The sequence below is a fragment of the Bacillus sp. PAMC26543 genome (assembly GCF_014250375.1).
Lineage (GTDB): Bacteria > Bacillota > Bacilli > Bacillales > Bacillaceae > Bacillus > Bacillus halotolerans.
Genome location: NZ_CP060193.1, coordinates 3,367,277 through 3,380,695, shown reverse-complemented (window position 1 = coordinate 3,380,695; position 13,419 = coordinate 3,367,277). Strand labels below are relative to the sequence as shown.

Genomic DNA, 13,419 nt, shown 5'->3' with positions numbered 1-13,419 from the left:
GTATGGGATACGAAGCAAAGACTGAACGCTATGACAAAATGACCTATCACAAAGCCGGGCGAACCGGATTAAGGCTTCCCGCTATTTCTCTCGGCCTCTGGCATCAGTTCGGCGCTGCCTATTCTCCGGAGAACGCGCGGTCCATGCTGAGAGCCGCATTTGATGCAGGCATCGTCCATTTTGATCTGGCCAACAATTACGGCCCGCCGCCCGGCTCCGCTGAGGAGATGTTCGGGCGCATGCTGAAAACGGATTTTGCGCCTTACCGTGATGAACTCGTCATCAGCACTAAAGCCGGCTATGACATGTGGAAGGGGCCGTATGGCAATGGCGGCTCGAAAAAACATTTGACTGCCAGCTTGAATCAAAGTTTAAAGCGGCTGGGGCTTGATTATGTGGATCTCTTCTATTCGCACCGTCCTGATCCTGAAACGCCGCTTGAGGAAACGATGGAGACGCTGGCGGGCTTTGTGCGTCAAGGAAAAGCTTTGTATGTCGGACTGTCAAACTACAGCCCTGAAGAGACAGAGCGCGCCGCCGATCTTTTACAACAGCTCGGAGTCCGGCTCGCCATCCATCAGACGCGATATTCGATGTTTCACCGAGATCCGGAAAAAGGGCTGCTTGATGTGCTGGACAAAAAGGGAGCCGGCTGCATCGCGTTTGCGCCGCTCGCTCAAGGGCTTCTCACGACAAAGTACGTTTCAGGCATCCCGGAAACCTCAAGAGCAAAGGATGCGAACAGTCCATTCCTGCAGACGGAGCACATAACCGAAAGGGCGGTCAGTAAGGCGCAAAGGCTGAATAATATTGCGAAAGAACGGGGACAATCGCTCCCGCAAATGGCGCTCTCATGGCTTTTGAAGGATGCCCGGATGACCTCCGTTTTAATTGGAGCAAGCCGGGCGCAACAAATAGAGGAAAACGTTCAAGCCTTGCAATCAGCGGACTTTTCAAACGAGGAGCTTTCTGCCATTGAGTTTATATTAAGTGAAAAAAACGAGGGGGAATGAGACATGGCACATCATATTTATCTTGCTGGTGATTCGACTGTCCAAACGTATGGAGAAAGTACAAATCAAGGGGGCTGGGGGCAGTTTCTCGGTTCGCATCTGCCGGAGCATATTCAGGTGATCAATAAAGCGATCGGCGGCAGAAGCTCAAAAACCTTTGTGGAGGAAGGCAGGCTTCAGGCGATCCTTGATGTGATTGAGCCGGATGATTGGCTGTTTGTGCAGATGGGCCATAATGACGCGTCAAAAAATAAGCCGGAGCGCTACACCGAGCCCTATACCACCTATAAACAATATTTAAAGCAGTATATCGCAGGCGCTAGAGAAAAAGGCGCGCATCCGCTTCTCATTACCCCAGTAGCCCGCTTTCATTATGAAAACGGCGTGTTTTTGAACGACTTTCCTGATTATTGCATTGCCATGAAGCAGACAGCCGCTGAGGAGAATGTCCAGCTCATTGATCTAATGGAAAAAAGCCTCGCTTTCTTTACTGAGAAGGGCGAAGAAAAAGTATACACCTATTTTATGGTTTCAGAAGGGATTGACGATTACACGCACTTTACAAAAAAAGGCGCAAATGAAATGGCAAAACTCGTAGCGAAAGGCATGAAAGAGCTGGGCCTGCCACTAACAGAATCTATCGTCAAAGAAGGGTGAAGGACTTGGGGAGAAAATTATATCACGGCGCTTGCTATTATCCGGAACTATGGGATGAAAAGACGATTCAGCAGGACATTGACAGGATGCGGGAGGTCGGCATCAATGTCGTGCGAATTGGTGAGTTCGCCTGGTCTGTGATCGAGCCGGAAGAAGGAAAAATTGACGTGAGCTTTTTTAAGGAAATGATCAGCCGGATGTATGAAAACGGCATCGAAACAATCATGTGCACACCGACACCGACACCGCCTATTTGGCTGTCGCACGGCCGGCCTGAGCGAATGCACACCAACGAAAAAAGAGAGGTGATGGGACATGGCTCCCGTCAGCATGCTTGTACAAATAACCCGTATTTCCGAAAAAGAGCCGCCACCATCACCACAAGCATCGCCAAAGAGCTGGGACACTTGCCGGGGCTGATCGGCTGGCAGCTCGATAATGAATTTAAATGCCATGTGGCTGAATGCATGTGTGAGACGTGCTTAAGCTTATGGCATGACTGGCTTAGAAACCGTTACGGTGTGATTGAACGGTTAAATGAAGCGTGGGGAACCGATGTGTGGAGTGAAACCTATCAAACCTTTGAGCAGGTGCCGCAGCCGGGTCCGGCCCCGTTTTTGCATCACGCTTCATTGCGCACGATGTATCAGCTGTTTTCGATGGAGATGATCGCTCAATTTGCGGATGAACAAGCGAAAATCATCCGCTGTTATTCAGATGCGCCAATCACTCATAACGGCTCGGTCATGTTCAGCACAGACAATGAACGGATGTTTCAGAATCTCGATTTTGCTTCCTATGATACGTACGCTTCCCAAGAAAATGCATCTGCATTTTTATTAAATTGTGATATTTGGAGGCATTTCAAAAAAGACCGCCCGTTCTGGATTCTGGAAACAAGTCCGTCATATGCAGCCTCGCTCGAAAGCTGTGCCATGCCGCACGCCGATGGGTATTTACAAGCTGAAGCCGTGTCTTCTTACGCCTTGGGGAGCGAGGGATTTTGCTACTGGCTGTGGCGCCAGCAGCGTTCAGGCAGCGAGATTTCACACGGTTCCGTCCTTAGTGCCTGGGGAGAGCCGGCGATTGGTTATCAAAACGTTTTGGCGGTTGAGCGGGCAAGAAAGGAAATCGAACCGATCATTCTTTCTACTGTGCCCGTTCAGGCTGAGGTTGCAATGACCTATTCCGACAGGGCGAAAGCGTTTCTGAAAACAGAGCCTCACCGGGGGCTCCAACACCGAACGCTTATCACACACTTTTACGAGCGCATCCTCAACACGGGTATTCATCGTGATCTCGTTCCAGAAGGCTTTCCGCTGGAGGGCTATCGTGTGCTGTTTACGCCATTTGTGCCTTATCTGTCTTCTGCTTTTATCAAAAAAGCTTCCGCATTTGCTGAAGCGGGCGGCATATGGATTGCCGGGCCGCTGACGGGAGGGCGTACGGGCGAGCATACGGTTCATACCGATTATGGCCTTGGAGAACTGGAGAAAACAGCCGGAATCAAAACACTGTTCACGTTCCCGATGAACGAGGATGCCAATACAGGAAAAGCGTTTGGCATGACGGCGCCGCTCGGGCTGTGGAGCGCGGTATTTGATATAGAGAGCGGAAACACTCTCGGCACAGTTGAATCCGGGCCAGGTGCCGGCCATGCATTTCTGTCAGAACGAGAGCACGGCGAAGGGAAAATGGTCATGCTCGGCACGCTTCCATCAGGCGAAAAAGGGGATGCAATGCTGGAAGCACTCGTCAGGCACTATGCGGGGGAAGCAGCCGTTTCTGTCAGGTCCGATGTCACCCCCGGTACGATTGTTGCCCCGAGAAAAGGAGAAAACGGCCTTGTATGGGTTATCGTTAATATGAATGGAAAAGGCGGGAGTGTGACGCTTCCGGAAGAGGGGACCGATCTTTTGGCAAACCGTTCAGTCGGAGCGGGGAGACTGTCAGTCGGCCAACACGAATACCGTGTGATTCAGTTTGGTAATCGCAGCTGATTCTTTGCATTGAATCAGCTTTTTTATATGGAAGGAGAGAACCGATGAAAAAGATCAAATGGCTATCAGAACAGCCTAAGCTGACAAGCGGCGTAACGTGGGGTGTGCCTTGGAAAAGAGGAGAATTGAAAAAGGGAGACTGTCTGGCGCTTGTAAATGCAAAGGGTGAAAGCCGCTATGTGCAAAGCGATCCGTCGGCCTATTGGCCGGACGGGAGCATCAAATGGACGAAGCACGCGGCTGTGTTCAGTGAACAAACCGATACAAGCTTTACCCTTCAAAAAGATGAAAAACAGCTGCCAGCGAAAAAGCTCATGATCCACGAGTTCAAGGATGCAATCCAAGTGGATACCGGGGCGCTTGTCTGCACTGTGAATAAAACGGGCTCCGACATCATTCAATCGCTGGTGATGAACGGAAAGCCGATCGCCGCAGGCGGACGGCTGACCGCAATAAAGGAAACGAGAAAGGAGATGGCGGCAGAAAAGGTTTTTTTTCATGAAACATCGGTCAGTCTTATCAAACGTGCGGTCATTGAACAGAGAGGTCCTGTAAAAGCAGTCATCAAGATGGAGGGGGTTCATGTACTCCGAAAGACAAAAGAAGAGTGGCTGCCCTTTATCATCAGATTCACATTTTATGCCGGGCTTTCAGAGATGAATATCATGCACACTCAGCTGATCGACAGGAATTTCAAACGAGAGTTCATCAAAGGGCTTGGCATGCAGTTTGACCTCTCTTTACAGGGAGAGCCGTACAACCGCCATTTCCGTTTTGCGGGGGACAAAGGCGTTTATAAAGAACCCGCCCAGCTGTTTGGCACCCGCAAATGGAATGAACGGCATCCTCTTTATCAGCGGCACATCAACGGGGAACCGATTTCTCCAAGTGAAGAGCACAAGGATTGGTTCGCACACGGCGTACAGAACGCAGTTTGGAATGATATGAAACTCGTTCAGGACTCCAGCGATCATTACCGACTGGCAAAACGGACCGGCAAGGAATATTCGTGGGTTGACATGCTGCATGGTACGCGGGCGAAAGGGCTTTGCTATGCGGGCGGCGAAAATGGAGGCTTAGCGCTCGGTCTGCGGTATTTTTTTGAAAAATATCCGTCGTCACTTGAGATAACAGGTCTTGCCGGTGATCAACCGAACTTGACCGTATGGCTCTGGCCGCCAGACGCGGAAGCAATGGATTTCAGGCATTATACAGGGAACACCCATGTCGTCAGCGCGTACGAAGGGTTTGATGAGATGCGCTCTGATCCGACAGGCATTGCCAACACAAACGACATCAGCCTGTCATGCTTTTCTCAGATGCCGTCTGATGACGTGCTGAATGCGTTAGCGGACAAATGGCAGGCGCCGCCATTGCTTATTTGTGAGCCGGACGTTTATTACGAGTCAAAAGCGCTTGGCGTTTGGAGTGTAATCGATACGGCCGATCCGGTCAAAAAAGAGCTGGAAGAACAGCTGGACGCCGCCTTCTTGTTTTATCAAAAAGAAGTGGAGCAGCGCAGATGGTACGGGTTCTGGAACTATGGGGACGTCATGCATACGTATGACCCGGTCCGGCATATGTGGCGGTATGATCTCGGCGGGTACGCGTGGCAAAATAATGAGCTCGTTCCGACCTTGTGGCTGTGGCAGGCGTTTTTCCGCTCCGGCAGAGAAGACTTATTCCGAATGGCTGAAGCAATGACCCGCCATACAAGTGAAACCGACTGTTTTCATCTCGGAGAATATGCGGGGCTTGGCTCCCGGCATAACGTGGTGCACTGGGGATGCGGCTGCAAGGAAGCGAGAATCAGCATGGCCGGTCTTTATAAATTCTACTATTATCTGACGGGCGATGAGCGCACGGGAGATCTTTTGACAGAAGTGAAGGACGCCGATGCCGCCCTAGTGAACACCGATCCGATGCGTGCTTTCTACGAGAAAGGAGAGCGCCCGACTCACGTCAGAACGGGGCCGGATTGGGCGGCGTTTTGCTCGAACTGGCTGGCGGAATGGGAGCGGACTGAGAATCCTGAATATCTCAGGAAAATCCAAACTGGCATCAGCTGCCTGAAACGCCTGCCCCTTCGCTTATTATCAGGTCCGACGTTTGAATATGATCCGGCGACATCTATGCTTCATCACATGGGAGACGGCATCGCGGGCGGCTATCATATGATCATTGCGTTTGGCGCGCCGCAAGTGTGGATGGAGCTGGCAGAGCTTCTCGATGACCGTGAATGGGAGGAAATGCTGAGTGAATTCGGCGAGTTTTACACATTCAGTGATGAAGAAAAACGAAAAAAAAGCGGAGGTGCGCTCCATGACGGGCATTTTCACTGGCCGATGTTTGCGGCTGGTATGACAGCCTATGCTGCGAGAAAAAAACAAGACCATAACCTCGCCGAAAAAGCGTGGAATCTTTTGCTCGACCATAAACTGAGCCATACGCCGCTTCCGATCAACCCCGCGCAAATCGAGACGTGGACTCAGCTTGAAGAGCTTCCGTGGGTAACGACAAACACTGTCTCCCAATGGTGTTTAAATGTCATTGCGGCACTTGAATTAATTGGTGAATACCTCCCCGCAAAAAAAGATACATCCGGCAAAAAAGGATAACAGCCGTCAATTCATAGGAGAAATGATGCAAAAAATGAAGATTGCAAGAATTTATGTAAGCGCTTTATATTAGGGGTGGCAAAGGAGAAATGAAAAAGGAGAAAAAGGGGGACTTACGCATCATGAAAAAAAGAATACGAAAAAAATGGCTCGCTTTACCGCTCGCTGCCATGATGATAGCCGGGTGCAGCAATTCAGAAACATCCAATTCAGCGAGCGATTCAAAAAACACGATCAACATCATGGCGCCGCTGCTGTCACCGGAAAGCCCGAGTGATAAAAGCCCGTCATTAAAAGCGTTAGAGAAATACACAGGCAAAGATATTAAGGTCACATGGGTGCCTGATTCTTCCTACAACGATAAATTTAACATCGTCATGGCCTCTGGAGAGATGCCGCATGCGATTGTGATTAAAGATAAGTCAGCCGGCTTTATTAAGTCTGTCAAAGCGGGTGCTTTTTGGGAGCTGTCTCCTTATTTAAAAGACTACAAGAATGTAAGCCAGGCTGATGAAAAGATACTCAAGAACAGCTCGGTAAATGGCGAGGTGTATGGGGTCTACAGATCGAGAGACTTGATCAGAGCCTGTATGATCATCAGAACCGACTGGCTCAAAAACGTCGGGCTCGATATGCCGGAAACGCTTGATGATTTTTATGAAGTGCTGAAGGCCTTTAAGGAAAAAGATCCTGACGGAAACGGCAAGGACGATACGTACGGCATGGTCGTGCCGAAATGGATGGGGCTTGGCAACGGAAGCCCGTGGGATGTTCTGCAAATCTGGTTCGGCGCCCCGAATCGCTACGGCGTTGAAAACGGGAAGCTGGTGCCTGATTTTACAACGAAGGAATATATGGAGGCGCTCACCTTCTTTAAGAAGCTGTATGATGAAGGCTTGATCAACAAGGATTTCGCTGTTATGGATTCGGCGAAGTGGAATGACCCGGTTGTAAAAGGAAAAGCGGGTGTCATCGTTGATACAGGCTCCAGAGCGTCGCAAATTCAAAGCGCCATGGAAGAAGCGGATGAGTCGAACAAGGATATCATTGATATCGTCGGCACAGTAGAAGGACCAAAAGGCAAGCGCACTTTCCCGACATCAGGATATTCAGGCATGATCGCGATACCAAAATCAAGTGTGAAAACGGAAAAAGAGCTGAAAGAGGTGCTGTCCTTCCTTGATAAGCTGAACGATAAGGAAGCACAGATTCTGACCAACAACGGAGTCGAGGGCCGTAATTATGAGCTGAAGGACGGCGTATTCACTTCTCTTGAAAAAAACAACAAATCCCTTCTGTATGAGCATGAAGGCTTAGCTCAGTTCAGCATGTCCATCCCGAAAAGCGAGTACTACATCGAAGATCAGAAAACAAAGCTCTTCCAGCATCGCAAGGACATCATCACTGAAGGAGAAAAAATAGCCGTCTTTAACCCGGCTGAGTCGCTTGTATCCGATGTATATACCCAAAAAGGAGCCCAGCTTGACAACATCATTCTTGATGCGAGAACGCAATTTATTATTGGAGAAATCGATGAAAAAGGCTTCAAGGATGCGGTGAAGCTTTGGGAAAACAGCGGCGGCAATGAACTGATGAAGGACTTAAACAAATTGTATCAATCGTCAAAATAAACCGATGCGCCTGCCGTTCAGGGCGCACCGGTATCACGAAAGGAGAACAGATATGGAAACGGTGCCGAAGAAGGGAAACGCACCAGTTCTCACTGCTGGAAAAGGCATCAGCTGGATGGCTGCGCTCAAAAGAGACAAATGGCTTTATCTTCTTCTTATTCCCGGTCTGCTTTATTTTCTGATTTTCAAATACCTGCCGATGTGGGGCGTGCTTATCGCGTTTAAGGATTATTCGCCATATCTCGGCTTCTGGAAAAGCGAATGGGTCGGTCTTGATTATTTTAAAGATTTTTTTATGAATCCGGATTTTTTCCGGTTGCTACGCAACACGCTCATGCTGGCAAGCCTTGATCTGCTGTTTGCCTTTCCCGCGCCGCTCATTTTGGCTTTGCTGTTGAATGAGCTGAGGAAGGCTGTGTATAAAAGGTGCATTCAGACCCTTATTTACGTGCCCCATTTTGTCTCATGGACAATCGTGGTCAGCATCACCTTTGTTTTCTTTACAGTCGATACAGGGGTCATCAACAAAATGGTCATGAGCCTGACAGGGAATCAGATTTCTTTCTTATCAGACGCTGACTGGTTCCGACCGATGATTGTCATGCAAAGCATCTGGAAGGAGACAGGCTGGGGAACGATTTTATTTCTCGCCGCTTTGGCAACGGTGGATCAGGAGCAATATGAGGCGGCGATTATGGATGGGGCCGGCCGGTTTAGGCGGATGTGGCATATTACGCTTCCGGCAATCAGAAGCACCATCATTGTTCTTTTGATTTTAAGGATCGGAAGCTTTTTAAATATCGGTTTTGAACAGGTGTATTTGATGACAAACTCGCTTAACCGCAGCGTGGCTGACATCTTCGACACGTACGTTTACATGATGGGGATTACCCAAGGCGCGTACAGCTACAGCACAGCTGTCGGTTTGTTTAAATCGGTTGTCGGGATTGTCTTAATTTTCGGTGCTAATTACATCGCGAAAAAGTTCGATCAAGAAGGATTGTTTTAAAGGAGGGAGAGGTATGGCTGACATTCACACGATGCACAACACAAAAGCCGGACGGGTATTTGACGTCTGCAACATTTTGTTTCTTGGCGGCGTCGGCGCGATTACCATTTTGCCGTTTTTGTATATTCTCGCCGGTTCCTTTGCGACAGAAGCTGAGCTTGCTCAGCGCAGCTTCTTTATTTTCCCGAAAACCTTTACCCTTGACGCTTATCGGTACGTGTTTTCGACACCGACGTTTATCAGAAGTATGGGCGTATCCATCTTCATCACTGTAGTCGGGACAGCCGTGCAATTGTTTTTCACCTTTACGATGGCGTATCCGCTGGCGAAGCGGCATGTGAAGGGACGGAATCTGCTTTTAAACCTTGTGATTTTCTCGATGCTGTTTTCCGGGGGGATGATTCCGACGTATCTTGTTGTCAAATCACTTGGATTGCTGGATTCCTATTGGGCGTTGATCCTGCCAATGGCGATCAATCCGTTTAACCTCATTATTATCAAAAACTTCTTTCAGCAGCTGCCGCAGGAGCTTGAGGAATCAGCAAAAATTGACGGCTGTTCAGAAATCGGTGTTTTTTGGCGGATCGCTTTGCCGCTGTCGAAGCCGGTCATTGCCACCTTTGCGCTGTTTTATGCGGTCGGAATTTGGAATGATTTCTTCCATGCTCTCTTATATATCAATGACAGTGCAAAATGGCCGCTGCAAATGGTGCTCCGCCAGGTCACGATTTTATCGGACTTAACGGCGACCAATGGCGATACGATGCAAAATACCATTCCGCCGGAGCAGGGGATTAAGCTTGCTGTCATCGTCATCGCGACCATACCGATTTTGGCGGTTTATCCATTTTTACAAAAACATTTTGCCAAAGGAATGCTGATCGGTTCTGTGAAAGGCTGAGAAAGGGAGTGTTTCATATCAGTACGTTAGATCAGATCAAAATCGCCTATATCGGCGGGGGTTCCCAAGGCTGGGCCCGAAGCTTGATGAGCGATTTGTCCCTTGATGACCGAATGTCAGGCACGGTGGCGCTCTATGATCTGAATTTTGAAGCGGCGCAGAAAAATGAAATCATCGGCAATAACAGCGGAGACGGCAGATGGCGGTACGAGGCGGTTTCTACTTTGAAAAAGGTATTATCCGGTGCGGATATCGTGATTATTTCGATTTTGCCGGGCACTCTGGATGACATGGAAACGGACGTTCATCTGCCTGAGCGATACGGCATCTATCAATCAGTTGGTGATACTGTCGGACCGGGGGGAATCATGAGAGGTTTGCGGGCCGTTCCGATGTTTGCAGAAATTGCCCGGGCAATAAGAGACTACGCCCCCGAATCATGGGTCATCAATTATACAAACCCAATGTCTGTTTGCACGAGAACGCTGTATAAAGTGTTTCCGGGCATAAAAGCGTTCGGCTGCTGCCACGAAGTATTCGGCACGCAAAAACTGCTGGCGGAGATGGTTACAGATAGGCTTGGACTAGAGGTAAAGCGGCGTGAAGACGTCCATGTTCATGTGCTGGGCATTAACCATTTTACATGGGTCACAGCAGCTTCTTACCGGCATATTGATCTGCTGCCAGTTTTCCATGATTTCTGTGCGCATTATGCCGAATCCGGCTATGAGCTGGAGGGGGAAAGCTGGAAGGACAGTGTATTTCGCTCTGCTCACCGTATTGCATTCGATTTATTTGAAACGTACGGTGCCATCCCCGCTGCCGGTGACAGGCATCTGGCTGAGTTTTTCCCCGGTTGTTATCTCAAACAGCCTGAGACATGGAAGTTTCACCTGACACCCATATCCTTCAGAAAACAGGACAGAGACCGGAAACAAAAAGAAACGGACCACATGGCACAGCAAAAACAGGGTGTTGAGAGGAAAGCATCAGGAGAAGAGGGCGTGAATATCATTGCGGCGCTCCTCGGACTGGGCGAACTTGTAACAAATGTGAATCTGCCGAATCAAGGCCAGGTCGCTCATCTCCCATTAGATGCGATCGTGGAAACAAACGCATTCATTACCCGCAACCGTGTCCAGCCGATTGTTTCCGGAGCGCTGCCGAAGGGTGTGGAAATGCTGGCGGCACGACACGTATCCAATCAGGAGGCAGTGGCGGAAGCGGGGCTAACAAAGGACCGCGGCCTCGCTTTTCAAGCGTTTCTCAATGACCCGCTTGTCACGCTCGACCGCCGTGATGCGGAGCAGCTTTTTGACGACATGCTTTCAAAGCACCAGCCGATATTATAATAGGAGCAGTGACCGTTTAGAAAACGTGCAGTTGACCATAATGATAGTAGCTCTTAAGAAGTAGGTGCTATCAACATGGGAGATTATCTCAATGTAGCGGTAGAATTAGTTTGCGGTTTGGGTATTTTATTTGTCATTTTGAAGTTTCTCGGAAAAACCCAATTCTCTCAAATCACGCCGTTTGACTTTATTTCTGCATTGATTTTAGGGGAACTGGTCGGAAATGCAGTGTACGATCATGAAATTAAGATCAAAGAGATTATTTTCGCTTCGCTGCTGTGGGGACTGCTGATTTATATGATTGAATTCATTACCCAAAAAGTAAAAGGGTCCAGAAAATTCCTGGAAGGTGAACCGAATATCGTCATCCATAATGGAAAGCTCAAATATGAAATGCTGAAGAAAAACAAGCTCGACATTAATCAGCTGCAGAGCCTTTTAAGGCAGGCCGGCTGCTTTTCCATACAGGAAGTGGAATATGCCATATTAGAAACAAACGGGATGGTCAGCGTTCTTCAGAAATCCGACTTTGGCAATCCGACGAGAAAAGATATGAATCTTCCGCAGCAAAATGTGTCTTTGCCCACCACGTTAATTCTTGATGGGGAGATTGTGTATGACAACCTGCGAGAAGCAGGGGTAGAAGAACAGTGGCTGAAGCAAACGCTGAAAAAGCAGGGAATTGAAAAGACTGAGGATGTATTATTTGCTGAATGGCATCCTAATAAACCGCTGTACGCCATCACATTTGAAGAAAGCAGATCCTCATGAAAAAAAGAGCTTGCGGCATAGCCCAAGCTCTATTTCGTTATTGATGAGTCCCTTGTTTAACAGCTCTCACGTGATACATGCTCACTTCAGTGCTGATCATATAGTCAGGCTTTGGCTTGCCTTTGTTCGCCTTATGCCCGGCGATATGCGCATCGCTTTTTTCCCACTGTTTCCAGTGATCCTCGGATTGCCAGCGGATCATGACAACGACTTCCTCATCGCCGCGGCGGACGTTTTTCTCAAGCACGGTCACATCAATTAAGCCTTCCTGTTTTTCAATGATTCCTTCAGCGCTGAAACGTTCGATCACTTTATCAGCATGGCCTTCTTTTACCGTCATTTTTCTTAACTGAACAAACATTTATCTCTCTCCAATCACGCTCATATATCCGTTATTGTAAATGAAATTCATTCTCAATGTCAAAAAAAAGAGCACGGCGGAGCATTTTCTCCGCCGTCACACTTATGCTTTCAATAAAAACTCATTGCCGTCCTCGTCCTGAAATTGAACAAAGGTGCCCCACTCCATCTGGTTCGGCTCACTGAGAAATTCTACGCCGTTTGCCTTCATTCTTTCATATGTACCAAAGATGTCTTCACACTCAAAGACAATAGAAGCCTTCATGTGTTCGGCGCCTTTCATCATCGCTTTCGGATAAATGACTAAACGAGTCTGTGCCCCCGTGGGCGCGACCTCCAGCCAGCTTGCGTTTGGCCCCATCGGATGGTCCGCCACAATGTCAAAACCCACCTTCTCCGACCAAAATTGCTTCGCTTTCTGCTGATCCTCAACATATACAGCCACAGTGCCGATTTGTTTGATCATAGGGAAACCTCCAATTCAATAGATATGTATATCATAACCTTTATAAAGCTGAAGTAACACAGAAAAATCAGCCGGGAGAACCGGCTGATTTACCATTAAAATGAGCAGCTTACGACATCTATATGTTTTGTGTCCAATGCGTAATAAAACCAGCGGTGGTGTGAGGCATCCCAATAAAAGCCGCCGACGGATTCTCTTCCAAGAATGACTGGATAGAACCAAAATGAGCTGCCGTTGGTTAACCAAACATAGGTAAAACGGAAGAGACAAGGCTGAATGAGAACGGGTTCAACTAAATAAGCTGCCCCATGCAAGCCCTGAGGCTTTGTCGGTTTTGCCGGCTTTTTATGCGGGGGAGGACCTTGCGGCGCCCCGCCTCCGCCAATACCAGGCCCAGCGCCTCCGCCGAAACCAGGCACGGCCCCCCCGCCAATACTGGGCACGGCCCCCCCGCCAATACCAGGCCCTGGATATCCAACTGGGTAGCGGTAATCATATTCTACTGGAGTCCATGGATCATAGATCGGCCCATCATACATATATGGATCATAATACATATCATAACGTCCTTTCTCATAGTAAACTGTACATTTGACAGGATATGAGAGTGGGCTTATATTAGTGAATCTGCCTATGGATAG

Annotated in this window: 12 protein-coding genes; 9 read left to right on the top strand and 3 right to left on the bottom strand. The window is 48.7% G+C overall.

What is annotated here, in order from left to right; translation table 11 throughout:
• The first annotated feature begins 2 nt into the window (after nt 1–2).
• The 9 genes from mgrA to H7F27_RS17035 all read left to right on the top strand — a co-directional run bounded on the left by mgrA (nt 3) and on the right by H7F27_RS17035 (nt 11,952).
• Nucleotides 3–1,013, top strand: coding sequence for an L-glyceraldehyde 3-phosphate reductase (gene mgrA, locus H7F27_RS17075; protein ID WP_024120505.1), 1,011 nt, complete (start codon nt 3–5; stop codon nt 1,011–1,013).
• 3 nt (nt 1,014–1,016) lie between these two features.
• Nucleotides 1,017–1,670, top strand: coding sequence for a rhamnogalacturonan acetylesterase (locus H7F27_RS17070; protein ID WP_024120506.1), 654 nt, complete (start codon nt 1,017–1,019; stop codon nt 1,668–1,670).
• Nucleotides 1,671–1,675: 5 nt separating this feature from the next.
• Nucleotides 1,676–3,670 (top strand): beta-galactosidase, encoded by a 1,995-nt coding sequence (locus H7F27_RS17065; RefSeq protein WP_185848197.1) that lies wholly within the window; start codon nt 1,676–1,678, stop codon nt 3,668–3,670.
• 44 nt (nt 3,671–3,714) lie between these two features.
• Nucleotides 3,715–6,288, top strand: coding sequence for an exo-rhamnogalacturonan lyase family protein (locus H7F27_RS17060; RefSeq protein ID WP_185848196.1), 2,574 nt, complete (start codon nt 3,715–3,717; stop codon nt 6,286–6,288).
• A 122-nt stretch (nt 6,289–6,410) separates the two neighbouring features.
• A complete protein-coding gene (locus H7F27_RS17055; RefSeq protein WP_101860624.1) occupies nt 6,411–7,919 on the top strand; it encodes an extracellular solute-binding protein in 1,509 nt (502 codons plus the stop codon).
• Between the two features lie 52 nt (nt 7,920–7,971).
• Complete coding sequence (locus H7F27_RS17050) at nt 7,972–8,928, top strand: ABC transporter permease (RefSeq protein ID WP_024120510.1); 957 nt, start codon at nt 7,972–7,974, stop codon at nt 8,926–8,928.
• A gap of 13 nt (nt 8,929–8,941) precedes the next feature.
• Nucleotides 8,942–9,829 carry a carbohydrate ABC transporter permease gene (locus H7F27_RS17045; RefSeq protein WP_185848195.1) on the top strand — a complete coding sequence of 296 codons (888 nt, stop codon included), beginning with the start codon at nt 8,942–8,944 and terminating at the stop codon, nt 9,827–9,829.
• An 8-nt stretch (nt 9,830–9,837) separates the two neighbouring features.
• Nucleotides 9,838–11,181, top strand: coding sequence for an alpha-galacturonidase LplD (gene lplD, locus H7F27_RS17040; RefSeq protein WP_185848194.1), 1,344 nt, complete (start codon nt 9,838–9,840; stop codon nt 11,179–11,181).
• Nucleotides 11,182–11,256: 75 nt separating this feature from the next.
• Nucleotides 11,257–11,952, top strand: coding sequence for a DUF421 domain-containing protein (locus H7F27_RS17035; protein ID WP_185848193.1), 696 nt, complete (start codon nt 11,257–11,259; stop codon nt 11,950–11,952).
• Between the two features lie 37 nt (nt 11,953–11,989).
• On the opposite strand, the gene hmoA is transcribed toward H7F27_RS17035, so the two are convergent.
• From hmoA to H7F27_RS17020, 3 genes are all read right to left on the bottom strand, one after another.
• Nucleotides 11,990–12,313, bottom strand: coding sequence for a heme-degrading oxygenase HmoA (gene hmoA / locus H7F27_RS17030; RefSeq protein WP_024120514.1), 324 nt, complete (start codon nt 12,311–12,313; stop codon nt 11,990–11,992).
• Between the two features lie 102 nt (nt 12,314–12,415).
• The gene (locus H7F27_RS17025; RefSeq protein ID WP_024120515.1) at nt 12,416–12,778 is read right to left on the bottom strand and encodes a VOC family protein; all 363 of its coding nucleotides are present in this window, start codon (nt 12,776–12,778) and stop codon (nt 12,416–12,418) included.
• 95 nt (nt 12,779–12,873) lie between these two features.
• Nucleotides 12,874–13,335, bottom strand: coding sequence for a hypothetical protein (locus H7F27_RS17020; protein WP_185848192.1), 462 nt, complete (start codon nt 13,333–13,335; stop codon nt 12,874–12,876).
• Nucleotides 13,336–13,419 lie beyond the last annotated feature (84 nt).

What these genes read in the sequence shown, in the direction of transcription:
- mgrA (WP_024120505.1), top strand. Translation starts at nt 3, where the DNA reads ATGGGATACGAAGCAAAGACTGAACGCTATGACAAAATGACCTATCAC.
- H7F27_RS17070 (WP_024120506.1), top strand. Translation starts at nt 1,017, where the DNA reads ATGGCACATCATATTTATCTTGCTGGTGATTCGACTGTCCAAACGTAT.
- H7F27_RS17060 (WP_185848196.1), top strand. Translation starts at nt 3,715, where the DNA reads ATGAAAAAGATCAAATGGCTATCAGAACAGCCTAAGCTGACAAGCGGC.
- H7F27_RS17055 (WP_101860624.1), top strand. Translation starts at nt 6,411, where the DNA reads ATGAAAAAAAGAATACGAAAAAAATGGCTCGCTTTACCGCTCGCTGCC.
- H7F27_RS17050 (WP_024120510.1), top strand. Translation starts at nt 7,972, where the DNA reads ATGGAAACGGTGCCGAAGAAGGGAAACGCACCAGTTCTCACTGCTGGA.
- H7F27_RS17045 (WP_185848195.1), top strand. Translation starts at nt 8,942, where the DNA reads ATGGCTGACATTCACACGATGCACAACACAAAAGCCGGACGGGTATTT.
- H7F27_RS17035 (WP_185848193.1), top strand. Translation starts at nt 11,257, where the DNA reads ATGGGAGATTATCTCAATGTAGCGGTAGAATTAGTTTGCGGTTTGGGT.
- hmoA (WP_024120514.1), bottom strand. Translation starts at nt 12,313, where the DNA reads ATGTTTGTTCAGTTAAGAAAAATGACGGTAAAAGAAGGCCATGCTGAT.
- H7F27_RS17025 (WP_024120515.1), bottom strand. Translation starts at nt 12,778, where the DNA reads ATGATCAAACAAATCGGCACTGTGGCTGTATATGTTGAGGATCAGCAG.
- H7F27_RS17020 (WP_185848192.1), bottom strand. Translation starts at nt 13,335, where the DNA reads ATGTATTATGATCCATATATGTATGATGGGCCGATCTATGATCCATGG.